General features: G+C 40.2%; 22 protein-coding genes and 3 pseudogenes. 16 read left to right on the top strand and 9 right to left on the bottom strand.

Annotation, left to right across the window (positions count from 1 at the left end):
* Positions 1 to 66: 66 nt before the first annotated feature.
* On the bottom strand, positions 67 to 1,557 hold the full coding sequence (locus AC0VZ4_RS10260) for a CoA-acylating methylmalonate-semialdehyde dehydrogenase (RefSeq protein WP_475439596.1): 1,491 nt from the start codon (positions 1,555 to 1,557) through the stop codon (positions 67 to 69).
* Positions 1,558 to 1,686: 129 nt separating this feature from the next.
* Positions 1,687 to 2,868, bottom strand: a complete 1,182-nt coding sequence (locus AC0VZ4_RS10265; protein ID WP_475439597.1) for a thiolase family protein — start codon at positions 2,866 to 2,868, stop codon at positions 1,687 to 1,689.
* A 330-nt stretch (positions 2,869 to 3,198) separates the two neighbouring features.
* Between AC0VZ4_RS10265 and AC0VZ4_RS10270 the strand changes: the two genes are divergently transcribed.
* From AC0VZ4_RS10270 to AC0VZ4_RS10310, 9 genes are all read left to right on the top strand, one after another.
* A complete protein-coding gene (locus AC0VZ4_RS10270) occupies positions 3,199 to 3,633 on the top strand; it encodes a MerR family transcriptional regulator (protein WP_165723432.1) in 435 nt (144 codons plus the stop codon).
* Positions 3,634 to 3,688: 55 nt separating this feature from the next.
* Positions 3,689 to 4,864, top strand: a complete 1,176-nt coding sequence (locus tag AC0VZ4_RS10275) for an isovaleryl-CoA dehydrogenase (RefSeq protein ID WP_475439598.1) — start codon at positions 3,689 to 3,691, stop codon at positions 4,862 to 4,864.
* A 10-nt stretch (positions 4,865 to 4,874) separates the two neighbouring features.
* Positions 4,875 to 6,494, top strand: coding sequence for a carboxyl transferase domain-containing protein (locus AC0VZ4_RS10280; protein WP_475439599.1), 1,620 nt, complete (start codon positions 4,875 to 4,877; stop codon positions 6,492 to 6,494).
* A 12-nt stretch (positions 6,495 to 6,506) separates the two neighbouring features.
* Positions 6,507 to 7,277: an enoyl-CoA hydratase/isomerase family protein gene (locus AC0VZ4_RS10285; protein ID WP_475439600.1), complete on the top strand. Its 771-nt coding sequence runs from the start codon at positions 6,507 to 6,509 to the stop codon at positions 7,275 to 7,277.
* Positions 7,278 to 7,285: 8 nt separating this feature from the next.
* On the top strand, positions 7,286 to 9,277 hold the full coding sequence (locus AC0VZ4_RS10290; RefSeq protein ID WP_475439601.1) for an acetyl/propionyl/methylcrotonyl-CoA carboxylase subunit alpha: 1,992 nt from the start codon (positions 7,286 to 7,288) through the stop codon (positions 9,275 to 9,277).
* On the top strand, positions 9,274 to 10,170 hold the full coding sequence (locus AC0VZ4_RS10295; protein WP_475439602.1) for a hydroxymethylglutaryl-CoA lyase: 897 nt from the start codon (positions 9,274 to 9,276) through the stop codon (positions 10,168 to 10,170). The genes AC0VZ4_RS10290 and AC0VZ4_RS10295 overlap by 4 nt, the downstream gene beginning before the upstream one ends.
* Before the next feature lie 63 nt (positions 10,171 to 10,233).
* Positions 10,234 to 10,932, top strand: coding sequence for a CoA transferase subunit A (locus tag AC0VZ4_RS10300; protein WP_475439603.1), 699 nt, complete (start codon positions 10,234 to 10,236; stop codon positions 10,930 to 10,932).
* Positions 10,933 to 10,946: 14 nt separating this feature from the next.
* Positions 10,947 to 11,603, top strand: coding sequence for a CoA transferase subunit B (locus AC0VZ4_RS10305; RefSeq protein ID WP_475439604.1), 657 nt, complete (start codon positions 10,947 to 10,949; stop codon positions 11,601 to 11,603).
* Positions 11,604 to 11,936: 333 nt separating this feature from the next.
* Positions 11,937 to 12,818 carry a LysR family transcriptional regulator gene (locus AC0VZ4_RS10310; RefSeq protein ID WP_008135272.1) on the top strand — a complete coding sequence of 294 codons (882 nt, stop codon included), beginning with the start codon at positions 11,937 to 11,939 and terminating at the stop codon, positions 12,816 to 12,818.
* A gap of 839 nt (positions 12,819 to 13,657) precedes the next feature.
* On the opposite strand, the gene msrA is transcribed toward AC0VZ4_RS10310, so the two are convergent.
* The 4 genes and pseudogenes from msrA to AC0VZ4_RS10330 form a co-directional block, all read right to left on the bottom strand.
* Entirely contained in the window at positions 13,658 to 14,947 is a 1,290-nt protein-coding gene (msrA, locus tag AC0VZ4_RS10315; RefSeq protein ID WP_475439605.1) for a peptide-methionine (S)-S-oxide reductase MsrA, read from the bottom strand.
* A 130-nt stretch (positions 14,948 to 15,077) separates the two neighbouring features.
* Positions 15,078 to 16,046 carry an IS30 family transposase gene (locus AC0VZ4_RS10320; protein ID WP_475441638.1) on the bottom strand — a complete coding sequence of 323 codons (969 nt, stop codon included), beginning with the start codon at positions 16,044 to 16,046 and terminating at the stop codon, positions 15,078 to 15,080.
* Between the two features lie 89 nt (positions 16,047 to 16,135).
* Positions 16,136 to 16,527, bottom strand: a pseudogene (locus tag AC0VZ4_RS10325) (DUF5924 family protein); the annotation flags it as partial.
* 136 nt (positions 16,528 to 16,663) lie between these two features.
* Positions 16,664 to 17,413 carry a spermidine synthase gene (locus tag AC0VZ4_RS10330; RefSeq protein WP_475439606.1) on the bottom strand — a complete coding sequence of 250 codons (750 nt, stop codon included), beginning with the start codon at positions 17,411 to 17,413 and terminating at the stop codon, positions 16,664 to 16,666.
* Positions 17,414 to 18,018: 605 nt separating this feature from the next.
* Between AC0VZ4_RS10330 and AC0VZ4_RS10335 the strand changes: the two genes are divergently transcribed.
* Both AC0VZ4_RS10335 and AC0VZ4_RS10340 read left to right on the top strand, forming a co-directional pair.
* Complete coding sequence (locus AC0VZ4_RS10335) at positions 18,019 to 18,996, top strand: DUF1852 domain-containing protein (protein ID WP_475439607.1); 978 nt, start codon at positions 18,019 to 18,021, stop codon at positions 18,994 to 18,996.
* 78 nt (positions 18,997 to 19,074) lie between these two features.
* Positions 19,075 to 20,112 (top strand): methionine synthase, encoded by a 1,038-nt coding sequence (locus tag AC0VZ4_RS10340; protein ID WP_475439608.1) that lies wholly within the window; start codon positions 19,075 to 19,077, stop codon positions 20,110 to 20,112.
* A 22-nt stretch (positions 20,113 to 20,134) separates the two neighbouring features.
* Here the strand turns inward: AC0VZ4_RS10340 and AC0VZ4_RS10345 are convergent.
* Positions 20,135 to 20,245 (bottom strand): annotated as a pseudogene (locus AC0VZ4_RS10345) (ISAs1-like element ISPsesp1 family transposase); the annotation flags it as partial.
* Between the two features lie 260 nt (positions 20,246 to 20,505).
* On the opposite strand from AC0VZ4_RS10345, the gene AC0VZ4_RS10350 reads away from it, so the two are divergent.
* Positions 20,506 to 21,333 carry a phytanoyl-CoA dioxygenase family protein gene (locus AC0VZ4_RS10350; RefSeq protein WP_475439609.1) on the top strand — a complete coding sequence of 276 codons (828 nt, stop codon included), beginning with the start codon at positions 20,506 to 20,508 and terminating at the stop codon, positions 21,331 to 21,333.
* A 139-nt stretch (positions 21,334 to 21,472) separates the two neighbouring features.
* Here AC0VZ4_RS10350 and AC0VZ4_RS10355 read toward each other — a convergent pair whose 3' ends face one another.
* Together AC0VZ4_RS10355 and AC0VZ4_RS10360 are read right to left on the bottom strand one after the other, a co-directional pair.
* A complete protein-coding gene (locus AC0VZ4_RS10355) occupies positions 21,473 to 21,664 on the bottom strand; it encodes a hypothetical protein (RefSeq protein ID WP_045984394.1) in 192 nt (63 codons plus the stop codon).
* A 201-nt stretch (positions 21,665 to 21,865) separates the two neighbouring features.
* Positions 21,866 to 22,840, bottom strand: coding sequence for a transposase (locus tag AC0VZ4_RS10360; RefSeq protein ID WP_033031893.1), 975 nt, complete (start codon positions 22,838 to 22,840; stop codon positions 21,866 to 21,868).
* Positions 22,841 to 22,993: 153 nt separating this feature from the next.
* Between AC0VZ4_RS10360 and AC0VZ4_RS10365 the strand changes: the two genes are divergently transcribed.
* From AC0VZ4_RS10365 to AC0VZ4_RS10380, 4 genes and pseudogenes are all read left to right on the top strand, one after another.
* Positions 22,994 to 24,028 carry an IS110 family RNA-guided transposase gene (locus tag AC0VZ4_RS10365; protein WP_033031807.1) on the top strand — a complete coding sequence of 345 codons (1,035 nt, stop codon included), beginning with the start codon at positions 22,994 to 22,996 and terminating at the stop codon, positions 24,026 to 24,028.
* A gap of 435 nt (positions 24,029 to 24,463) precedes the next feature.
* A pseudogene (locus AC0VZ4_RS10370) lies at positions 24,464 to 24,748 on the top strand (IS110 family transposase); the annotation flags it as partial.
* 55 nt (positions 24,749 to 24,803) lie between these two features.
* On the top strand, positions 24,804 to 25,565 hold the full coding sequence (locus AC0VZ4_RS10375; protein ID WP_475439610.1) for an IS5 family transposase: 762 nt from the start codon (positions 24,804 to 24,806) through the stop codon (positions 25,563 to 25,565).
* A 93-nt stretch (positions 25,566 to 25,658) separates the two neighbouring features.
* Positions 25,659 to 26,090 (top strand): IS110 family transposase, encoded by a 432-nt coding sequence (locus AC0VZ4_RS10380; protein WP_475439611.1) that lies wholly within the window; start codon positions 25,659 to 25,661, stop codon positions 26,088 to 26,090.
* Positions 26,091 to 26,109 lie beyond the last annotated feature (19 nt).

Consider the following 26,109-nt stretch of genomic DNA (forward strand, 5'->3'; position numbering starts at 1 on the left):
TGAAGTAGCCTTCGCGCCCATCTTTTTTATTAATTATTCTTTTATTTACTCATTTTTTAATTACGATTATTTTAAGTTAATACTCATGTTTGGACCCGACGCAATGTCGTCTTCAAACCAACGTGATGTAATCGTTTTAGTTTCTGTATAAAAACGAATACCTTGTTTACCGTACGTGTGTGTATCGCCGTAAAACGAGCCTTTCCAACCAGTGAACGAAAAGAACGGAAGTGGCACCGGAATTGGCACATTAATACCTACTTGGCCTACTTCAATTTCGTGTTGGAATTTACGAGCCACTGCGCCGCTTGAGGTAAATAACGAGGTACCGTTACCGTAAAGGCTGTCGTTAATAAGTGCGATTGCCTCATCAAGCGTGTCTACAAACATACACGCCAGTACTGGACCAAATATTTCTTCTTTGTATAAATCCATTTCTTTGGTTACATCGGTAAATAACGTTGGGCCAACCCAATTACCTTGCTCAAAGCCTTCAACCGTAAAGTCAGAACCATCAATTAAACAAGTAGCGCCTTGCTCTTTACCACCGGCAATGAGTGATAAAATACGTGCCTTTGCTGCTTTTGATGTTTGTGGACCGTATGCCGCGTTTGCATCATCCCACACGCCTGGGCGTACATTTTCAAAGCCTGCTTTAATTTCATCTACCCACTGACTTGCTTGGCCTACAAACACAGCAACCGAAATACCCATACAACGCTGGCCAGCAGCACCGACTGATGCGCCTACTAGGTTGTTTACAACGTGCGATTTACTTGCATCAGGCATAATAACCATGTGGTTTTTAGCACCAACACACGCTTGCACACGTTTAAGGTTTTGCGTGCCTTTAGAATAAATATAAGCACCTACACCACACGAGCCAACAAATGAAATAGCACGCACTGCTTTATCTTCTAGTAAGCGGTCTACTTGTGGTTTTGTACCGTGAACAACTTGTAATACGCCTTTTGGTGCACCGGCTTCAATAAATAGCTCTGCTAAGCGCATTGGTGTAAGTGGATCTTGCTCAGACGGTTTTAAAATAAAGGTGTTACCACACACAATAGCCAGCGGGAACATCCAAAGTGGGATCATTGCCGGAAAGTTAAACGGAGTAACGCCCGCACATACGCCAAGTGGCTGCATGTAAGAATACGTATCGATTTTACGCGCTACGTTTTCCATTGTTTCACCCATCATTAATGATGGTGCGTTTGATGCTTGTTCTACTACTTCAATACCGCGCCAAACATCGCCTTTTGCATCTTCAAACGTTTTACCCAATTCATGGCAAATAATGGTAGCAAGCTCATCGTGATGTTCTTTTAATAGCGCAGCGTACTTCATCATAATACGAGCACGTTCAGTAATGGGTACGTCTTTCCATGTTTTAAACGTCTCAGAGGCTGAGGCAATTGCCGCGTCCATTTCTGACTCGGTGGTACATGGCACTTGTGCAAGTACTTCTTGAGTTGCTGGGTTTATAACATCGATAAGCTCTTTAGACGCTGATTGAATAAATTCGCCATTAATAAGTAGTGGAACTTGGTGCATGATTAAATCCTAGTGTGTGAGTTGTGTGTTCTCTTTTAAAATTGGTAGCGCCGCTTTGTTAGTATTATTAGTGCGGCGCTTTTGTAGTTATTCGTTTAAGTATTCGTCTAGCTATTGATGTAACTGTAATTAGTAAGCTTCTACGGCCATAGCAACCGCTTCACCGCCACCAATACATAAAGACGCAATGCCTTTTTTAAGGCCTCGGTTTTTAAGGGCATGAATAAGCGTTACTAAAATACGCGCGCCGCTTGCACCAATTGGATGACCCAATGCACATGCACCGCCGTTAACGTTTACTTTGCTTTCATCAAGTTTTAACTCGTTAATAGCCAGCATGGTTACCATGGCAAATGCTTCGTTAATTTCCCAAAGGTCAACATCGTTTACAGCCCAACCTGCTTTTTCAAGCACGCTGTTCATAGCCCCTACTGGCGCTACTGTAAATTCACTTGGTTTTTGAGAATGCGTGCTGTGCGCTACAATTTTACAAAGCGGTGTTAAGCCTTGCTCTTTTGCTTTTGATTCGCTCATTAATATAAGCGCTGCGCCACCGTCTGAAATTGACGATGAATTAGCGGCTGTAATAGTGCCGTCTTTTTTAAAAGCTGCACGTAAAGTAGGAATTTTTTCTGGGCGGGCATTACCTGGTTGCTCATCAATCGATACTGTTACATCGCCTTTGCGTGTTTGCATCGTATGCGGTGCAACTTCGTTATCAAAGCTACCATTTTGTATCGCGGCTTTAGCTTTACTTAATGAGCCTAATGCAAACGCATCCATTTGCTCGCGGCCAATGCCGTATTCGTCGGCGGTGTTTTGTGCAAAACAACCCATAGCTTTGTTGTCGTAAGCATCTTCAAGGCCATCGCTCATCATGTGATCTTTTATTTCACCGTGACCCATGCGCATACCGCCACGCGCTTTTGGTATAAAGTACGGTGCGTTTGTCATGCTTTCCATGCCACCAGCAATAGCAGATTGAATAGAGCCTGCTTTAATTAAATCGTTTGCAAGCATGGTCGCTTTTAAACCAGAGCCACATACTTTGTTAATTGTTGTAGCGCCAGTGCTAAGTGCAAGGCCTGCTTTTAACATTGCTTGGCGTGCGGGTGCTTGTCCAAGGCCTGCTGGTAATACACAGCCCATAATTACTTCGTCTATTGCATCATTAGCTAAACCAGTTTGTGTGAGTACACTTGCAATGGCGGTAGCGCCAAGCTCGGTAGACTGCGCATCACTTAACGCTCCCATAAAACCACCCATTGGGGTGCGTTTTGCTGCTACAATTACCACTGATTCTAAAGTCATAACTAACTCCATTGTATTTATACGCAAATAGTTGTTAGTATATTTGCTCTATTAATTTAGTATTCATTTATTATTTAATACCCTTACACAATACTAACGTTTACGCCAACGTCAACTAAAAACAGCTTAATTTTTAGTTTTATAAGTGTAAGGATTATTTTCCATCGGTTAGGCTACACTGATAAAATAAAAATAACCCATTGAATATTAATAATATAAATCAATACCTCGCTTAAACATTCCTTTATAAATAGTTTCAAATCACACCAAGCTTTACCTTTACGTAAACTTCACTTATATTGGAGTTATTCGAATGAGGTAAATACAATTATGAAACCAGATAATCAAACAAACTTTGCAAGCTCAGCCAAAATGCCGGCCAGTAATGAACAAACATTTAGCATTAGCGAACTCGCTAAAGAATTTGACATTACAACCCGCTCTATTCGCTTTTACGAAGACCAAGGGTTAATAACGCCTGATCGTAATGGTCAAACCCGTATTTATTCAAAACGCGATAAAGTGCGTTTAAAACTAATATTACGTGGTAAGCGCCTTGGCTTTACATTGGCCGAAACCGGTCGTTTGTTTGAACTGTACGACGCAGATAAATCAAGCGCTAAGCAGTTGGTTACTATGCTTGACCTTATTTCAGAAAAAAAAGCAGACCTATCTCAACAAATGGACGACATTAAAGTTGTTCTTATGGAGTTGGTGACGGCCGAGCGCCGCTGTAGAGACACGCTTAATAAAATAGACGAATAAGTTTTTTTTAAAATAAAAACACACTGACAACACACACGTCACACAGGAATGAATCATGAGCACTATTTCACTATATAAAGAAATGAACTTTGGCCTTGGCGAAACCGCCGATATGATCCGCGACCACGTAAACAGTTTTGCAAGTCAGGAGATTGCCCCGCTTGCTGAAAAAACGGACTTAGATAACGCTTTTCCAAATCAACTTTGGACTCAAATGGGCGAAATGGGCGTACTGGGTATGACCGTATCTGAAGAACTTGGCGGCGCAGGATTAGGTTACTTAGAACATGTTATTGCTATGGAAGAAATTAGCCGTGCCAGTGCCTCTATAGGGTTAAGCTATGGAGCACATTCAAACCTGTGTGTTAATCAAATTAACCGTAACGGCACACAAGCTCAAAAAGAAAAATACTTACCAAAGCTTATTAGTGGCGAGCACATTGGTGCCCTTGCAATGAGCGAGCCTAATGCGGGCTCTGACGTTGTATCGATGAAACTCAAAGCCGAAAAAAAAGGCAATAAGTACATTTTAAATGGTAATAAAATGTGGATCACCAATGGTCCAGACGCACACACGTTAGTAATTTACGCTAAAACAGATTTAAACGCCGGCGCTAAAGGTATTACCGCGTTTATTGTTGAGAGCAACTTTCCTGGTTTTTCAACAGCGCAAAAGCTCGACAAACTGGGTATGCGCGGCTCAAACACCTGTGAGCTAGTATTTGAAAACTGCGAAGTGCCCGAGGAAAACATTTTAGGTAACTTAAACGAAGGCGTTAAAGTACTTATGAGTGGCCTTGATTACGAACGCGTAGTACTTGCAGCGGGCCCGCTTGGCATAATGCAAGCGTGTATGGACATAGTGGTGCCGTACATTCATGAGCGTAAACAGTTTGATACCCCTATTGGTCAATTTCAGTTAATTCAAGGCAAAGTAGCCGACATGTATACACAAATGAATGCTGCGCGCTCATACGTATATACGGTAGCTAAAGCGTGTGACCGAGGCGAAACAACCCGTAAAGATGCAGCCGGTGCAATTTTATACGCAGCAGAGCTTGCGACTAAGATGGCGCTTGATGCGATTCAAATTTTAGGCGGAAATGGCTACATAAACGAATACGCAACAGGCCGCCTGCTTCGTGATGCTAAATTATACGAAATTGGTGCTGGTACATCCGAAATTCGCCGCATGCTTATTGGCCGCGAACTTTTCACAGAAAGCCGTTAAGGATTAAACCATGACTATTTTAAAATCGAGCGTTAATCCTCACGATCCAACGTTTGTGCAAAACCATAAAAACATGTCGGCGCTGGTGGATGATTTACGCAGTAAAGTAGCAATAATTAGCCAAGGTGGAGGCGCTGCATTAAAGGAGCGCCACGAAGGCCGTGGTAAATTATTTGTACGCGACCGCATAAACACATTAATTGACGAAGGCTCACCGTTTTTAGAAATTTCGCAATTTGCAGCCTTTGGTGTGTACGAACAAGCAATACCTTGTGCAGGCGTTGTAGCCGGTATTGGCCGTGTTAAAGGCGTTGAATGCATGATTATTGCAAACGATGCCACGGTTAAAGGCGGTACATATTTTCCGCTTACCGTTAAAAAGCATTTACGCGCACAAGACATCGCAGAGCGCTGCCGCTTACCGTGTATTTATTTGGTGGATTCTGGCGGTGCAAATCTGCCAGAGCAAGATGATGTATTTCCAGATAAGTTGCATTTTGGTCGTATTTTTTACAACCAAGCCCGTATGTCGGGTAAAGGCATTCCACAAATTGCCGTGGTAATGGGATTATGTACCGCAGGTGGTGCGTACGTACCCGCAATGGCAGACGAAAGCATTATTGTAAAAGATCAAGGCACTATATTTTTAGCAGGTCCGCCGCTTGTAAAAGCAGCAACGGGCGAAGAAGTAACCGCTGAAGAACTAGGCGGCGCCGATGTGCACTGTAAAGTGTCGGGTGTTGCCGATCACTACGCTGAAAACGATGCTCATGCCCTGTCTATTGCGCGCCAATGTATTGAGCGCATTAACTACACACGCCCTACAGCGCCGTTACTTAAACAAGAACTAGAAGATGTAAAACCACCCCGTTACGATATAAACGAGCTTTACGGCATTGTAGGCACCGACCTTAAAAAGCCGTTTGATGTACGCGAAGTAATAGCGCGCACAGTGGACGACTCATCATTTGATGAATTTAAACGCTACTTTGGTGAAACGTTAGTCACAGGTTTTGCCAGCATTTATGGCAACCCCGTTGGCATAGTGGCTAATAACGGTATTTTATTTAGTGAGTCGGCGCAAAAAGGCGCGCACTTTATTCAGCTGTGTGCTCAGCGCAATATTCCTTTAGTGTTTTTACAAAATATTACCGGCTTTATGGTGGGTAAAAAATACGAAGCCGAAGGCATTGCTAAGCACGGCGCTAAAATGGTGATGGCGGTTTCGTGTGCTGATGTGCCTAAATTCACTGTACTTATTGGCGGCTCTTACGGCGCAGGTAACTACGGTATGTGTGGCCGCGCATTTGAACCAACCATGATGTGGATGTGGCCTAATGCCCGTATTTCGGTAATGGGCGGCGAGCAAGCTGCGGGTGTAATGGCGCAAGTTAAACAAGATGCTTTAGCACGTAAAGGCCAAAGCATGAGCGAGCAAGAAATCAGTGATTTTAAAAAGCCAATTATTGAACAGTACGAAGAGCAAGGTCATCCGTATTACGCAAGCGCTCGTTTGTGGGACGACGGTATTATAGACCCTGCCGATACACGTAATGTATTAGGGCTTGCGTTAACGGCTGCGAATAACGCACCAAAACGTGATTCGAAATTTGGCGTATTTAGAATGTAACCGGAGCGCAAAATGTCAGTAACACTACAAATAACAAAATCTAATGTGGCTGTACTTGTGTTAAGTCGCCCAGAAAAAAGAAACGCATTTAACAGTGAAGTAATACATGAGCTGATCCAATGTATTGAACATGCAAATACGCTTGATATTCGCGCTTTGGTTTTAAAAACAGAGGGTAAACACTTTTCAGCCGGCGCCGATTTAGCTTGGATGAAATCAATGGCTGATAACAACTACACCGATAACCTAGCTGATTCAATGCAATTAGCTAAGTTAATGCAGGTATTGGCAAGCTCGCCCCATCCTACAATTTGCGCTGTGCAAGGCGCTGCTTTTGGTGGTGCTCTGGGTTTAATAGCTTGTTGCGACATAGCCCTTAGTAAAGACGATGCGCAATTTTGTTTAAGCGAAGTAAAGCTTGGCCTTATTCCGGCTGTTATTAGCCCGTATGTCATTAAAGCGATTGGTGAACGCGCTGCTCGCAGGTACTTTTTAACGGCTGAAGTGTTTGATGCACATACTGCTAAGCAACTTGGTTTAATTCATCAAGTAACCGGTAATTTAGACTGTGCACTCGATAATATGCTGCAAACACTGATTGATAACGGACCTGTTGCAGTTAAAGCCGCAAAAGCATTAATTAACGATGTAGCAAATAAAGAAATTACCGATGAACTCATTGAGCTTACCGCTGAGCGTATTGCAAAAATTCGCGTATCTGAAGAAGGTCAAGAAGGGCTAACTGCTTTTTTTGATAAACGCTCACCCGCTTGGCAATTGTAGGATTGATTATGAAGACACAACGATTACAAAAAGTACTGATTGCCAATCGTGGAGAAATTGCGTGCCGAGTAATGCGCAGCGCAAAACAAATGGGCTTAACCACGGTCGCGGTTTATTCTGATGCAGACAAACATGCCCGGCACGTAAAAATGGCTGACGAGGCTTACCATATTGGTGCTGCGCCAAGTAAAGATTCGTATTTAGTAGCAGACAAAATTTTGCAAGTTGCCAAAGACTGCGGCGCTGATTGTATTCACCCAGGCTATGGTTTTTTATCTGAGAACAGCGAATTTGCTAAAGCCTGCGAAGCTAATAACATTGCTTTTATAGGGCCACCAGCAAGTAGCATTGAAGCAATGGGGTCTAAAACCCGCGCTAAAGAAATAATGGCAGCTGCTAATGTGCCATTAGTACCTGGTTATTATGGTGATAAACAAGACCCTGCTTTTTTACAAAGTGAAGCTGAAAAAATTGGCTACCCTGTACTCATTAAAGCTGCCTTTGGTGGCGGTGGTAAAGGCATGCGCGTTGTACAAAAAGCAAAAGACTTTATGAGCGCACTACAAGGTGCGCAACGTGAAGCAATTGCCGGTTTTGGTAACGATTTAGTATTGCTTGAGCGCTACGTAAACCAACCTCGCCATGTTGAAGTGCAAGTATTTGCGGATAACCATGGTAACTGTGTTTATTTAGGTGATCGTGATTGTTCTTTGCAACGTCGTCATCAAAAAGTAATTGAAGAAGCCCCTGCTCCGGGTTTATCTGACGAACTACGTAAAGAAATGGGTGAAGCGGCTGTACGTTGTGCACTGGCTATAAATTATAGAGGCGCTGGTACGGTTGAGTTTTTACTGTGTGGCGATGAATTTTTCTTTATGGAAATGAATACGCGCCTACAAGTAGAACACCCTGTGACCGAAATGGTAACCGGTGTAGATTTAGTCAACTGGCAAATTAATATTGCGGGTGGGCAAACACTGCCACTGACACAAAGCGATATTCAATTGCAGGGTCATAGCTTTGAAGCGCGTATATACGCAGAAGATCCAGCTAACGACTTTATCCCGTGCTCGGGAACTATTGAAGCACTACACACACCGCTTAACAGCGAATTTGTACGCATTGATACAGGCATTGCACAAGGCGACGAAATCAGCCCGTTTTACGATCCGATGATTGCAAAACTTATTGTGCACGACGACACTCGCGAACAAGCACTGAGCCGTTTACAACACGCTCTTGAGCAATTTAATTTAGCGGGTTTTAGCACTAACATTGGCTTTTTACATAATTTAGCAAGCCACCCTACCTTTAAACAGGGTGCGCCAAGTACACACTTTATTGCAGAGCAAGGTGACTCGTTAGTTGCGGTTAACGAATCGTTATTGCAAGCAAGTCAGCTTATTGGTGCTTTTGCATATTTAGAATCGTTAACTAACACCCAAAATGCGCCAAACAGTGCAAGCCCGTGGCAACAACTGAGTGGTTTTACACTCAATGCACCACAAGCAATTAAAATCCCTTTTGCCGATTTACAGCTAAGCGCTATAAAAACCACAGCGGGCTATAATATTACGCATAACAAGCATGTATTTAACCTACAAGGCACATTAAATAATAATCTTTGCAGTGTATTTATTAACGGCGAAAAACATACCGCGCATGTAAATACTGTTGGCAATATTGTCACTGTTATGAATAAAGCACTGCAAACTAAGCTTGAACTAGTTGATAAACATTATATTAGTTCGCACGAAAGCGAAGCACTGCCACTTGCCGCCCCACTCAATGGCACGGTAGTAAAACACTTAATTGACATTGGTAGCACAATTACCAAAGGCGATGCGGTTGTTATTATCGAAGCCATGAAAATGGAATACACGCTTAACGCACCACACGACGGCATTTTAAAAAGCTACTGTTTTGGTGAGGGCGAACTGGTAACGCATGGAGCCTTACTTGCTATTGTCGAAGATACAACTGAGGAAGGTGCACAATGAGTGCCTTTGCAAATAAAGTACGTATTGTTGAAGTTGGCGCGCGAGACGGTCTACAAAACGAAAAAACAGTAAGCACAGCCGATAAAGTAACGCTTATTAACGCTCTAAGTGCTGCAGGTTTAAAAGATATTGAAGCTGGCGCGTTTGTCTCCCCCAAATGGGTGCCACAAATGGCAGATTCAGCGGATGTAATATCAGCACTCAACTTACCTGACGTAAATTTAAGCGCCCTTACACCTAACTTAAAAGGTGCACAAGCAGCGCACGCTGTTGGCATTAAAGAGTTTGCTATATTTACCGCTGCGAGTGAGTCGTTTTGTCAAAAAAATATAAACTGCTCAATAGACGAAAGTATTGAACGCTTTAGTGAAGTAATGGCGTTTGCTAAAGCTAATAATATTCGTGTACGTGGTTATGTAAGCTGTGTACTAGGTTGCCCTTACGAGGGTGAAATTAACCCGCAAGCAGTATTAAGTGTATCTCAAAAGCTATTAGATTTAGGCTGTTACGAAGTAAGCCTTGGCGATACCATAGGTGTTGGCACCGCTAGAAAAGTAACGCAATTAATCGAGTTACTTTTAACGCACATTGATAAAGCCAAGTTGGCGGTGCATTTTCATGATACATACGGCCAAGCGCTCACAAATATTTACGCAGCTTTAAGCCTAGGTATTGCAACGGTTGACGCGGCAGTTGCGGGCCTTGGTGGCTGTCCTTATGCTAAGGGTGCGTCAGGAAATGTTGCCACCGAAGATGTAGTTTACTTACTGCAAGGGCTTGGCATTGAACACTCAATTGATTTACAAAGGTTAAGTGACGCTGGCTGGGAAATAACCAAAGCACTTGGTAAGCAACCTGTGAGCAAAGTATCTGTGGCACTACACACTAAATAGCTATCTTATAAAATGATGATTCAAGATAGTTAACAACAAATAGCACACAATGAGGAGAGACTCATGGCCGGTTTTGATAAGGTAGTTTCTAGTTACGAAGCTGCAATGGAAGGATTAAAAGACGGCGATACCATTATTGCCGGTGGTTTTGGTTTATGTGGTATTCCTGAGGGCTTAATTAAACAAATTAAGCACATGCAAACAAAAAACTTAACCGTAGTATCTAATAACTGTGGTGTTGATGACTTTGGTTTAGGTATTTTATTACAAGACAAACAAATTAAAAAAGTAGTTGCCTCGTACGTTGGTGAAAATGCCCTATTCGAGCAGCAGTTATTAAGTGGCGAAATTGATGTAGAGCTTACGCCTCAAGGTACACTTGCTGAAAAAATGCGTGCTGGTGGCGCAGGTATACCTGCGTTTTACACGGCAACCGGTTACGGTACTCCTGTGGCTGAGGGTAAAAATGTAAAAGAGTTTAATGGTCGCCCGTATATTTTAGAAGAATCTATAACGGGTGAATTTGCTATTGTTAAAGCGTGGAAAGCTGATCGCTTTGGTAATTTAGTGTTTAGACACACCGCCATGAACTTTAATCCAATGGCTGCAACAGCAGGCAAAATTACCGTTGCCGAAGTAGAAGAAATTGTAGAGCCGGGTGAGCTTGAACCAAGCCAAATTCATACCCCAGGTATTTTTGTAAATCGCGTTATTAAAGGCAGCTTTGAAAAACGCATTGAACGTGTAACAACACGAGATTAAGCAGGAGCATAATTATGGCATTATCACGTGAACAAGTTGCAATGCGCGTTGCACAAGAACTTCAAGACGGTTACTACGTAAATTTGGGCATAGGAATTCCGACACTCGTCGCAAACTATGTACCAGATGATATTGAAGTTATGTTACAGTCCGAAAATGGCCTTTTAGGCATGGGCCCGTACCCCACTAAAGCAGAGCTAGACGCCGATATGATTAACGCGGGTAAAGAAACCGTGACAGTAGCCAAAGGTGCAGCCATATTTAATAGTGCAGATAGTTTTGCCATGATACGGGGTGGTCATGTAGACTTAACCGTTCTGGGTGCATTTGAAGTTGACCAGAACGGCAACATCGCATCGTGGATGATCCCTAAAAAGCTGATTAAAGGCATGGGTGGCGCGATGGATTTAGTCGCTGGCGCGAAAAATATTATTGTTACTATGACCCATGCAAGTAAGCATGGTGACTCTAAACTATTAGAAGCCTGCTCTTTACCGCTTACTGGCGTTAATTGCGTAAAAAAAATAGTAACAGATTTAGCCGTATTAGAAGTTAAAGACGGCGCATTTCATCTATTAGAACGTGCTCCGGGCGTATCTGTTGATGAAATCATTAGTAAAACAGCAGGTAAATTACTTGTTGACGGTGAAGTTCCAGAAATGGTTTTTTAGGCTTTAGCTTAAAAATAACGCTTTACCCTGTACCGACCTCATTCCCAGTGCCAATGGCGCTGAGTTACCCAAAATCCCTCGCAAGAGGGATTTTTTTTGTCCTTTTGCATTATTTTTAGGCTAATTCATACATCTGTAGTAAATTTTTATCTATAATAGTTGCATAAATAGATGATTAGTTAGCTAGAGCATTTGCACTACTTTGTTGTTATCATGCACCACTTTTGTGAATTTTCTCTATGAGTAATTTTAACTTGCTGAAATTACTAACATTACTAACTGGTTCGATTTTTGCCTATACTAGGCTATATAAACAACTTAATACTGGAAAACATGCAAACTCCTATTCGTGGCCTTCGATCTTTTTGCTTTGCAGCAAGAAGCCTAAGTTTTAAGCATGCAGCTAATGAGCTTTACTTAACACCTTCGGCAGTAAGCCATCAAATAAAACAACTTGAAGAACAGCTTGGTATTGAACTTTTTCAGCGTAAAACACGTTCAATAAGTTTAACAACAGCTGGTAAAAACTTTTTTGATGCCGTATCTCCTATCATTACCATGTTAGAAGGTACCATTAACGAGTTTAGTCAGATGCAACAAAACACTAATTTAACAATTACCTTGCCTGAGTTTTTTGCAAGCGAACTACTTATGCCTAAATTAAGTGAGTGGACGACAGAGCATCCTAATATTAATTTACAAATGGATACGCTTAAAACACGCAAAGAAATAACACGGCATAGCGATTTATCTATTGTATTGTCCTCTAGTAAACCTACTGAAGGCTTAGTAACTGAATTATTTAATCTTGAATATATCCCTGCGTGTAATGAAAAACTGCTCAACCAGTGGAAAAATGATCATCGTAAAGCACTAAACCAAGTTCCGCTAATTCTACATAAAGCACGTCCTTGGGCGTGGCATCAATGGGCTGAAAAAGCAGGCATTGATGACTTTTCTCCTTCGCAAATTATCCAAATAGACAGTATGTTTGGTGTAGCACGTGCTGCGCAGCAAGGCATGGGCATTGCGCTTATTCCACTGCCAATTAGTCAAAGTTGGTTAGATGAGAAGTGGCTGTATAAATTATTTGAACAGCCTTTAACAACTAAAGATAAATACTACTTAGTACAACACGAATCCAACACACCTAATCACCCACTTGATTTATTTGCGAAGTGGGTTGTAAATACGTTTAGAAAAATCCAAGAATAACCCCCGATTAGACGAGTTCAGTAATACAACCTACTGTGTGTTGTATTACTGAATTCGTCTAAAGCTCTTTGCAATTTTAATTATTTTTTATTTAAATACATAAGCTTAGCCACACACATTAAACTAAAGTCTATAGTTTAATTTTTTTCACCCATTGGTTTCGTTTTTATCGCTTGTCGAGAATAAGGTTAAATACTAAAGTTACATTATCAGCTCGAAACAATTTAATTTAACTGTTTCATAAAGAGTAATAAATGCAACTTTTTGGGTTTTAGTGACTCAAATGTTGCAGTTAAAAGAATCTTATATTGTGTGTGTAAGATGTTGTCAGTGTGAAAAGCAGTTCAAGTTAGGTGGTGACTTAGCTTGAACTGTTTTTATTCTTGGCTCATACCACATGACTTGTAATACAAGACTACGAAATTGTAGCAAGCAGAATCTTTATATTGTGTGTGAAGATATTGTCAGTGTGAAAAATAGTTCAAGTTAGGTGGTGACTTAGCTTGAGCTATTTTTATTTACTTGCAACTACATAATATATATAGAATATAAGTTAAATACTTTAGGAACTGTTATCTCTAAAGGTTTAATTTTCAACGGCATGTTTTATTTTTAGGCAAAACAAAACTTATAATGTGTTGATATTAGCCATACATAGCCGTTCACAAAGTATAAGTACCAAACCTTTCGCCGCGATTACCCCCACTAGATAGAACGAATTTAATCCTAAAAGCTCAACAACCCTAGTAAGTTAAAGCTTACTAGGGCGTGTTGAGCTTTTAGATTACAACCTTAGTTAATATTTTTGAAAATTAAATTATGTCTGGAATAATTTTAATTTAACTTTTATCTCGCGGTACAAAATCAAGTACTGTTGCGTTAATACAATAGCGATCGCGCCCTCTTGGACCTTCACCTGGGAACAAGTGCCCTAAGTGTATACCAGTACTTTTTGAGCGAAGCTCAATGCGTGTCATACCCCAACTACTGTCGTCATGCTGTGTTACATTGTTCTTTACTGGATGAATAAACGACAACCAGCCCGTGCCGGAGTTAAAGCTATCATTTGTATCAAATAAAGGTTCACCGCTTAACTTATCCACAAAAGTGCCATCTGAAACATTTTTAAACTCTTTGTACTCTTGACAATATGACCTATCTGTTCGTGCATTAAACGCGACCTTGTAAGCGTCGCTATTACCTAACTTGAATGCGCCTAATGCTTTATAAAATTCTTCAGGCGTTGCGTAACCTTGACGGCCATATACTTCAACGCCATTTTCTAAAAACAAAATAGTCGGCGTTGCCCATGTGGCTGACTTAATAGTTAAACCTTTAAGTTGGTCAGCATGGCGAAATGTCATGGGTATTGTCCCTTTATAATCATTTGCAACTGCTTTTTTGAATTTTTCACAGTATGGGCAGTATTCACGTGAATCTAAAATCACTATTTGTTTACCCGTCAGTAAGGCACTGTTATCCACTTTTTCTACGGGTGCTTTATTAAAAACCACACCGGTAGAATGATCAGGGCAATAGCCATTAGGGTTCTTTTCTAGATAATTTTGATGATACTCTTCTGCCGATACAAAGCCTTGAAGCGGTTTAATAACCGTTTCAATTTTGCCATAGCTCGCATCTGTTAAAAGTTGCTGATATTGCGACTTAACTTGCTCTGCAACTTTAGCCTGCGCATCGGTAGTCGTTAATACGATTGAGCGATATTGCGTACCGATATCGTTACCTTGGCGATTTTTTTGCGTAGGATCGTGACTTTCAAAATATTTTTTTAATAGATCTTCTGCTGAAATTATATTGCTGTTATACATAACTTGTACAACTTCAGCATAGTTGTTCTCGTCAAAACGACGAGACTGATCAGTAATGTTTCTATAGGTTGCTTTAAAGCCCTTGCCGTCAGCGTAACCCGACTCAGCATCAATAACGCCATTAAGCGCTTCGTAGCGTTTTTCGGCTCCCCAAAAACAACCAGATCCAAGTACAATGGTTTCTACATGCATGGTTGCTTCGACATTACTTTGCTCAACCTTTTCCATAGATAAAGCAAAACCGCCTGTGCTAAATATAATAGCAGCGCCTGATAAATATAATAAATGCTGGTGTTTCATAAAGTACCTCATAAACAAGTGCGTGCTAATTAAGACCTCCTTATCTTAATTTTCATTTCAAGCTAATTACTTATTTAGTACGAAGTGTATTAAGTTTTGGTCCCTTGAATTCAAGTATTAAGTGCAATCATTATGCAGCCACCAGAACTTCTGATTGCCCCGTAAATAACTCATGAGGGGTTTTATACCCTCTTGTTTTTCTTGGCCGATGGTTGAGCTTATCAACTGCCGCCTGTATTTCTGCTTCACTTAGCGACATAAAGTCAGTTCCCTTGGGGAAGAAGCGTCTAAGTAAGCCGTTGGTATTCTCATTTATGCCCCGCTCCCATGATGAATATGGGTGAGCGAAATACACATCCGCTTCTAATTTTTGTGCAACATGCTCATGGTGAGCAAACTCTTTTCCATTATCTAAAGTCACGGTAATAACCTTACCTTTATAGGGTGTCATACACTTGATCAGCGCATCGGCTGTTATTTTCGCATGCTTGCTTTCAATTCTGTGAACGACTGTATATAACGTTTTACGTTCAACCATTGTAACAAGGGCATTTTTACGCCCTTTGCCTATCACTGTATCGCCCTCCCAATCACCAATCCTAGACTTTGAATCCACAATACTTGGGCGTTCATCAATACTGACTCGATTAACTATCTGTCCACGTTTATCGTAGCTTCCATAGCGTTTTTTATACTTTTTACATGCACGAGTGAGTGTCTTATGTAGTTCACCACCACGAGCCTTGTCTCTGTAAATATATTGATAAATCGTTTCATGATGCAAAACGACCTTTTTCTCTAAAGCTAAGCGGCCTGCCTCCTGCTCTGGCGAAAGTCCGTCAACCAACAATTTATTAATCCAGTCAGTAACATCATCTGTTAACTTACTTGCTTTGAAAGATGACTTGCGTCTTTGCTCTGCAAAATTATTGGCTTGGTTAGGTCGATAGCCTTTAAGCCCTTTATTGCGTTTTAACTCTCTAGAGATAGATGACGGTGAACGAGTGAGTTCATCAGCTATCTGTTTTTGGTTATTTCCTGCTTTTATTAACGCGTAAATCTGGTATCTTTCTGCTTGTGTCAGCTGTTTATATTTCATTAAAGCAATTTCCTTTGGCGAGAGAATGGCCGAATTATAACAGCTGGCCATCTAATCTGAGAAATTGCACTTATTATCCGAATTTAGGTATAATAAAAGGGGTCGATTACCGATATAACCGCACACAAAACAATGAGGGAGGTAAAAAATGCTTGAGGATGGTCCCACTGCGTAACCGCTAAAAAAACGGCAAAGCAAAAAATAGGCTTTCTTGTTGCACCATTTGTAGCGCAAAACGCATTACATTAGGAGATACAGCCACACCAAATTTTTCTTCTACTTTGTCTCGTAGCCAATTATCAATAATTAGCCACAACCAACTAATAAGTAAAAATATCGCAATAACTTGCGAAAGAGACTCTTTTCTATCTACAAGTGCAAAGCTGGCAACGCCCGACAAAAACGCCAACACAGCCAATAATCCAGGCCGCTTTTGCATCGCGCTTATAAATTTAGCGATTATATTTTTACAGTAATCCATGTATGCGTGTTTCCGTACGGGTATGTACTTTATTATTTTTATTCTGAGTATGATTAGTTTAACCAAGTTTAAATGAACAACAGATAGACGGATGGATTTAAACGCGCCATTTAACAGTACATCAAACTAACCATTTTTAATTAAATAAAAGCTCGGCATAGCGCGTCATTGGTACGTTTATTAATTTTTGTAACGCGTAAGCCTTAGCGAGTAATTCATCCTCACTAAGTACTGGCATTTTATTGTTAAAAGCAAAAACAATTTTATTGCCGCCTTCAATAATAAAACTAAATATCTGTCCTGCAAATTCTTTCTCAAGTAGTTGATCGAACGCTTCTCTTTGCCCAGCTTTGGTATGGCAAATATTAAGTACTAAAACACCATCAAAAGTGAGCGCATTTTTACAATCACGTAAGTAGGATGATTGCACCTGATCTGATTCCATCCCATCTGAGCTGTATAAATCAGAAAAAATAACATCCGTTTTTATCTGCGCTTTTTTCATGTAGTTTGCCGCATCATCAATGTGAATAAACAAACGTTCTGACACAGGAACTTCAAAATATTTTATAGCCATATCAGCAACTGCTTTACGGTATTCAACGGTATGTATAGTCAGTGCAGGAAACGCATGATAAAGACTTTTTGCTATAGAGCCCGCCCCAAGCCCCATTATCATCGCGGTTTTTAAATTTGGTATAAAAAAAAGCGCAGCCATCATAGCTTGCGTATAAGCTAAGCTTAACCCGTTAATATTATTTAATTTAATACAGCTTTGATAAATTTTTCCGTCAAAGCTGAGAATTAGATTCTTTTTTGTTTGATATATATAAACAGGGCCATGCTCATCAATAGTTGATGCAATACAAGTGCCTTTGATATCCACGAATACTCAATAGGTGAGGTGATGAAAAACGAGTATAACTTAGTTAACGTACTGCCATTGCTATTAATATGATTTATAGCGCTTTTATTAATTTACAGGCATTTATATACGTACTCAAAAAGGTCTGTTTATTATTCAGATCAGCTGAAGTGTCTGCCTTCATAGCTAATTAAAACTTATCCAGTGATGACTCTTAGTAAAAACAACGACTTAACATACTGAAATTTGGCTAATGTACTGTTATAGCTATAAAAAACCCCTTTGAATATTCCTCATGCTCAACATGAATAAAGTGCACACCACCACCAAAGAAGTCTAAACGGCTAAACATCTATCCGTTATTTTTACTGATTTGTGCCTTTTTTTCGTCAACTGCTACGTAATCGAATCTAACAATAATGATTAATGAATATGACTCATGTTTTATGTGAAATTAAACCGTTTTTCTTCATATACCAATCAACGTATAAATTACTCATCCCTTAGCGCTAAACACTACTAACAACTTAAAGCAGCTGAATAACAAAACCAGCTAAGTAAGTTGCAAGGTTAATAAAGCGCAAAGCATCAATCAGGTTTAAATTATAAAATTGGATATAAACACGATGAAAAAAGATTTTACATTTAATATAAAGAGCGTTTCACTCGACGAAAATTATCATCCATCAACTAATACGCGTATCACAACCAACTTTGCTAATTTAGCCAGAGGTGAATACCGCAAAGCAAACTTGCGTAACGCCTTAAACATGATTAACAACCGTTTTAATGCCCTAGCCCATTGGGATAACACCAAAGGTGAGCGTTATGCTGTTGAGCTTGAAATTATCTCTGTTGAAATAGGTATTGAAGATGGCGGCGAAAGCTTCCCATCAATCGAAATATTAAAAACAAACATTGTTGATCATAAAACTAATAAGCGCATTGAAGGCATTGTAGGAAACAACTTTTCATCGTATGTACGCGACTACGACTTTAGCGTACTCCTACAAGAGCACAATAAAGGCAAGTCTCAATTTAGTATTCCTGATGACTTTGGGGTATTACATGGCAAGCTATTTCAGTCATTCGTAAATTCGGGTACATACAAACAAAACTTTAAAAAACCACCGGTTATATGCCTAAGTGTGTCAGATAACAAAACCTATAACCGCACCGAAAACCAACACCCGGTACTTGGCGTAGAATACGAGCCAAATGAATCGTCTTTAACTGAGCAATACTTCAAAAAAATGGGCTTACAGGTACGTTACTTTATGCCACAAAATAGTGCAGCGCCTTTAGCATTGTTTTTCTTTGGTGATTTACTTAATGATTACAGCAATCTTGAGCTTATAAGCACCATTAGTACGATGGAAACGTTTCAAAAAATCTACAGACCAGAGATTTATAATGCCAATGCAACAGCGGGTAAATCATATAAACCAAACTTAAAAAACTTGGATCACTCACTAACGCAAATTGTGTATGACCGAGAAGAGCGCGGCAAGTTAGCAAATGAACAAGGCAAATTTGCACAAGAGCATTTTATCAAGCCGTACCAAAGAGTTCTTGAGCAATTCTCTACTCGCTATCTGTCATAACAACTAATAGTAACAACCAGTAATAACGCGCTTAACGCTACGTTTAATAATTAACTAAAATATACGGCATTATTTATTATGAAAAAATTACTACCTACATCTACCGCTGGGAGTTTACCTAAGCCCATATGGCTTGCAGAGCCAGAAACACTTTGGTCACCTTGGAAATTACAAGGTAACGAATTAACCCAAGGTAAGCACGACGCCCTTCGTTTGTCATTATTCGACCAACAACAAGCAGGTATTGATATTGTTAGCGATGGCGAGCAAACAAGACAGCATTTTGTAACTACGTTTATAGAGCACCTAAACGGTGTTGATTTTGAAAAACGTAAAACAGTAAAAATTCGCGACCGATACGACGCAAGTGTACCCACCGTTGTTGGTCCTGTGAGCCGCCAAAAGTCTGTGTTTGTTGAAGACGCTAAATTTTTACGCAAGCAAACCAAGCAACCAATAAAATGGGCATTGCCAGGCCCAATGACAATGATTGACACGCTTTACGACGATCATTATAAAAGCCGCGAAAAACTAGCGTGGGAATTTGCCATAATTCTCAATCAAGAAGCAAAAGAATTAGAAGCCGCAGGCGTTGATATCATCCAATTTGATGAGCCCGCGTTTAACGTATTTTTTGATGAAGTGAACGACTGGGGAATCGCCTGTTTAGAGCGCGCAATTGAAGGTCTTAAATGCGAAACCGCCGTGCATATTTGCTATGGCTACGGCATTAAAGCCAATACAGATTGGAAAAAAACACTTGGCAATGAATGGCGACAGTACGAAGAGGCATTCCCTAAGCTTCAGCAATCTAATATCGATATTATCTCACTAGAGTGCCATAACTCGCATGTACCAATGGATTTACTAGAACTCATTCGTGGTAAAAAAGTAATGGTAGGCGCAATTGATGTAGCAAGCCACACTATCGAAACACCAGAAGAAGTAGCAAGTACGCTACGTAAAGCACTGCAATTTGTAGATGCCGACAAGCTCTATCCGTGTACAAACTGCGGCATGGCTCCACTACCTCACCATATAGCGAGAGGTAAACTAAATGCCTTGAGCGCTGGAGCTGAAATTATAAGAAAAGAGTTATTAGAAAAGAGTTATTAGAAAAGAACTAGAAATTTTCACACCCTGATGTAACGGCAGTAATAATAAGAAAAAGCACATCAACTAAGTTATGGTGCTGATTTATATGTGAACGATTATCTTTGACGAGTTCTAAATGTGAGAAGAGTGACATAATAAGTTTAAGGTGATGAAATTTATGGTATTAGATCATAAAATTTGTTTATTTACAAAGTGTGATCCCGCCCTGAAGGTACTATAAGTATGAGCTGCGTATCGTTGTATAAATCTGACTTTATTAGTACTTTACATACTTCAAGATTAAACCACTTTTGAGCCAATATTGTCATTAATAGTAAATGAATTAAATGCAGTAACGCCGTTAAACTTTGGCAAAATATATTGGTGTGATATTACTAAAAGGAAACTTTTAATATGCAAACTAACTTGGTGTCAGAACAGTTTAAACAGCAAGGCTTTGTATTAATTAAACAATTAATTGAACCTAGTACAATTGCTAAACTTCAAAACTTTTGCCAGCATTTGGATGATAAGGCAAAGTCACACTACTTTTTAGGACAATCACTCGATAATATTGCCATCACCCAAAATGCGGATACCCCATATATATCGCGTATCAATTCACTTTTTCTATTTGAACCTCAATTCGCTTGCTTATTAGCACATACTAAACTCATGAATTACGTTGAGGCTTTAATTGGTGAACCCGCTTTACCGACCTATGAATCAATTGTAATTAAGCATTCACAAGATACGCACGGTTTTGATTGGCACCGTGATATGCCCGTAAGCACGCAAACACCAATTATAACTGTCGGTATATATTTAGATGACGCAAAAGCAGAACATGGGGCTTTAAAGGTGATCCCTCGTTCTCATTTTAGCCCATTAAGTGTGTGCGATATAAAACGCCAGTTAACAAATTCGGAGTTAAAGAGCTTAGATGTTACAGCCTGTGCAGGAGACGTAGTAATACATCATGTAAATACAGTTCATTCATCAGCAAGGCAGGAAGCTCAAGCAATACGCAGAACTATATACTTTGAATTTAGGGCTTTATCGCACCTTATCAATAATCCGATATTTCCAAATGAATGGATTAAAAAGCGCCAAGCACTCATGAAGAACATACAAACACTCAGCGCAAAAAACCTTCAACATGATATACAACTACCCAGTGATTTTTATGAAACGCAAATACAAATGGAGGCGGCAGAATATTGTATCGAGTTTACCAAATGAGTACTCTGTTTATATTTGCGAATTTATGCTGCGTTATCGCCTATTTATGGGGAACACCACACACCATAGGCTCTGCCTTGCCTAAATACCAAACGTCTGCTGCAAATTAAGCCACTAAAGTTATTGTCACTTGTTTTTATTAAACGTGATTAAATAACAGTTCAGCATAACGTGTCATTGGTACATTTATTATTCTTTGTAACGCGATTGCTTTATCAAATAATTCATCTTTACTCAATGAAGGTATATTATTGTTAAATGCAAAAATAATTTTATTACCACCTTCTATCATAAAACTAAGAATGTGCCCTTCAAACTCTTTATCAAGCAATTGACTAAACTAGACAGCCACTCTAATTAAACAAATAAAACTGTGCTATTAAATTTACTTTTTCAGCTAAAAATTTATCTTTTACTATTGGGTTACTTTCATTTCATCCAGTAAATAAGTTATTTGTACTCTTAAACCTAAATTACGCGCATGAAAATGCTCCGCATTATGCAGTGTTAATTTTTTGCTAAGTTGTACGTTTTATGCGAGTAGCTTTTCGCAGTTACTGATATTCGCTCGCCGTTTTCTGTTTAAATTTTCACAATAACTTGCTTGTGAGGTTGGTCTGCCTACTGCACCATGAAATACGCATGTAAATTGTGTGGTGAGTTTCAACCAGTTTTCAGAGGAAATATTGACTCTTTCGAGTAAGGGTAACTGTATACTCTCAATATACCCTCGTTTGTCTTCTCGTATACAACGTCCTGTTAACTCAACAAGTTCAAGGTACGATTTAAGCTCGAAGGGTAGCCCTTTTGGCATGATTTGACGTGGCATGCCTGCAAAGCGGAGTAATTGTTTTGGCTGCTTGCCTTCTTTTGCGCATATTAGCCGTACTTGAGCACTGGTATGGTCTGATTCTTCTGGTGTCTTTGCCATTTTGGCTCTAATGGGGTTTAAATCTACATACGCCATGCAGGCCGCCAATGCGGCTTCATCTAATAACGCTTGCGAACTAAAACGTCCCTCCCAAAACCTGCCAGTGCAGTTATCTTCTTTATTTGCCCTGCGCGCAATGTCTTCATTTAACACCCGCATAAACCAACTAATACTTGATAGACGCTCTCGATATTCCTTTACTGTTTGATTAAAAAAGATAAGCTCAACTTTACTTAGCCTTTCACCCTGTATGTACTTTTGCGTTAACAATGTGCCTTTGCACAGCTTGTGCCAGCGAATAACAATCGCTTTATCATTCAGCCTATTTGCCTGTTTATCATCAACATACAACACTAAATGCGTGTGGTTACTCATAACGGCATAAGCACAGACGTCAATACAAAACACCTTGGCTAACTCAAGCAGTTTGTCTTCAACCCAGCCTCTGCGGTGCTCGTAAGATTGACCCGTAAAATGGTCTTCACCGCACAAAAACGCACGACGCACGCAACGTGAAATACAGTGGTAGTACTTTGTATCAACCAAACTTACTTGACGCTTTCTTGCAATTGCCATAAGATACCCTGCTCATTTTTTGCACCAACTAAAACGAAGTCCTAAATTTTGAAAAGAGCAAAATTTAGGATGGGTGATGAGATGGACGCTCCCCTAAACGGCGTCAATGCGCCAAACTGGTTAACTCACACTCAGTTAAAGGGAACGTCCATCATGAAAATTAGCACATTATCAATTGATTTGGCAAAAAATGTATTCCAAGTCGCTGGCTTTAATCATCATCACAAAAGAGAATGCAATAAACGCTTAAACAGACCTAAACTCAACGCCTTCATGGCAAATGCCCCACCGTGTCGCGTGGTGATGGAAGCCTGTTATTCTTCCCACTACTGGGGGAGAGTATTTACGTCTTACGGTCATACCGTTGACCTTATTCCTGCACAACACGTTACCCCCTTTGTTCGCGGCAATAAAAATGATAGTAACGATGCCCTTGCTATCTATGAAGCAAGCTTACGCCCTAATATTAAATTCGTTCCTATTAAAACCGAAGCTCAGCAAGAAATACTCATGCTCCATAAGATACGTGAGCGACTTCTGCAAAACAGGATTGCTGCAACCAACCAATTACGCGGTTTATTGGTCGATTTTGGGTATGTATTTCCTGTCGGTATTAAGGCGTTTCAGCAAGGGATAATTGCGTTAGAAAGTGATTCTGAGCTTCGCCCTCAGCTGCGCATTATGGTGAGTGATATTTACACTGAGTACAAAACCCTTGTTAAACGCATTAAAGCTATTGAAGCGATGCTTACTGCACACGTTGAACGGGATACAAACGCTAAAATACTTCACTCCATTCCTGGCGTGGGTGTACTCAATGCCTCTGCTTATGCAGCATCAATCGGGAACGGTCAGGCATTTAAGAGCGCAAAAGAACTCGGGGTGTGGCTAGGATTAACACCTAAACAATATGCGTCAGGCGATAAAAGTAAAATGTCTGGTATTACTAAGCGCGGCAACAGTTACCTACGAAAACAACTTATTCACGGTGCTCGCGCCCTTATCGCCAGAAGCCACCATAAAACAGATGCGCTAAGCCAGTGGATAAATCAATTACGCGAGAAAAAACACTTTAATTGTGTGGTGGTCGCCACCGCACACAGATTGGCTCGACTGATGTGGATATTGCTGACCAAGCAAACTCTCTACTCACCTCAGTTTGTGCAAAATACACAGAAGGATGCTTAATTATGCGTATTTTACACGCCAATCACACCCGAGTTTACGACTTAAGACAGCCTGGTTATGACATAGGTTTTAAAACCTGAGTGGGTGTTTGGGCACTTAAGTCGTAACATACACTTATCCTGTATGTACTTCACTTATAATGAAATAAAAAGCGCACGCTAACCAAGGTTAACCAGATAAAGACACGAGATTTAATCTCGCTTGGGTGAATATTTTTTAGGTCCCTTGGTACGAAGCTCATTAGGAGCATGGCGCATGATAACCATGACACCATAGCTCGAATATATGTCAGTACCTTTGCTTTTCAGCAAGCTTGTGACGCATCATTACTGTGATATGAGATACGTGATAATAGAATAAAGGCATCAATTTTGATGTTTATACATTAGCTCGTCTTGACTTCAAGGGAGCGTCCATATATGTCACTGTTAGTTCTGTGAGCTAAAAAAAGGCCCACTTATATATGCACTCAGTAAATTTAAGCACATTGTATTATTTGTGATTAACCCATCAAGTGTTGCTAAATACCGTGCTGCATTTACGCACAGCGGGGCGAAAGATGATCCTACTGATGCAATTATTCAAGTTGAAATCTTACAACTTCATATGGATAAATTAACGGTTATTAGGCCGGATTCAGAGGACGTTAGGTGTCTTGCGCAGCTTGTCGAATACAGACGTAAACTAGGGCGTGTTGATCTTTGCGGTATAAAAAACAAACAGCATAAGGATAAGGTATAATTGAATTCGCTAAAAAACGTTACACCGAACCCTCATGCCAAGATTAATGTTAACAGACGCGACATGGAATGTCTTATCAAAAGTAATGCACTTAAGTGGTCGAATTTATAATAAGCCTGAGCATAGAAAAACGCTCGAAGGCATACTCTATAAGATGCGTACCGGTATTCCTTGGCGAGATTTACCGTCTTATTTCGGCTCGTGGAGTGCTATTTATAGACGATTTAATTTATGGTCCAAAAAAGATATTTTGAATGAATTATTTCGAGTGTTATCCCACTATGCTGATATGGATTGGATCTTTATTGATGGCAGTATTGTCAGGGCTCACCAGCATAGTTGCGGTGCAAGAACCGCTGACAATGAATCAATCGGTAAGAGTCGAGGTGGTAATTCGACTAAAATTCATCTTGCAGTAGATAGCGGAGGATTGCCTGTTTATTATGAATTATCCTGTGGAAATACGCATGATATCGTCCATGCAGAGTCACTTGTAGCCAATTGCCCAACGAGTAATGTTGTTGTCGCAGATAAAGGCTACGATAGTGAAAAACTAAGAGAGTTTATTCGTGACAATAGCGCTACACCCGTTATTCCACGCAAGGATAACAGTTTAGTGGGTAATGAAGATATTGACTGGTGCATGTACAAATATAGGCACTTAGTTGAGAATGCCTTTGGTCGGATCAAACAATATAGAGGGATAGCCACACGGTATGAAAAGCTTGAGCGGAATTATCATTCCATGCTCGCTTTAGCATTCACTATGATGTGGCTACCAATATGGGCTGATTAATATATATACTACAAAGATCAACAGCCCCTAGTACAAGATCGTGTTAATTTAACCAATAAAATAGCCACAACGCTAAAAAATTATTATCCCCACGTGATTGATTGGTTTAAAGAAAAAGACACTCAAATATTCTGTGACTTCTTACTGCGCTGGCCCTCTCTTGCTCACGCTAAAAAAGCGAGGAAACAAACACTACTCGACTTCTTTAATCAACATAATTCCCGCTACCCACTCGTTAATGAAAAGCGGATAAAAGAAATAAAAGATGCTGAAATTCTCACCGAAGATATGGCGGTGATCACGCCAAACTTATTACTTATTGAATGCCTCGTTCCGCAACTTAAACAGCTAATGTTGGCAATAACACGATTTGATGACGAAATTAAAACACTTTATAAGCAACATACAGATCGCGCTATTTTTGATAGTTTACCTGGGGCGGGGCCACAATTAGCACCTCGATTATTAGCCGCTATGGGGTCAAATCGTGACCGCTATAAGTGCGCCGCTGACATACAAAAATAGTAAGCGTATAGCTAACGGC

It is taken from the genome of Pseudoalteromonas sp. QJM3NY_22, assembly GCF_056173065.1.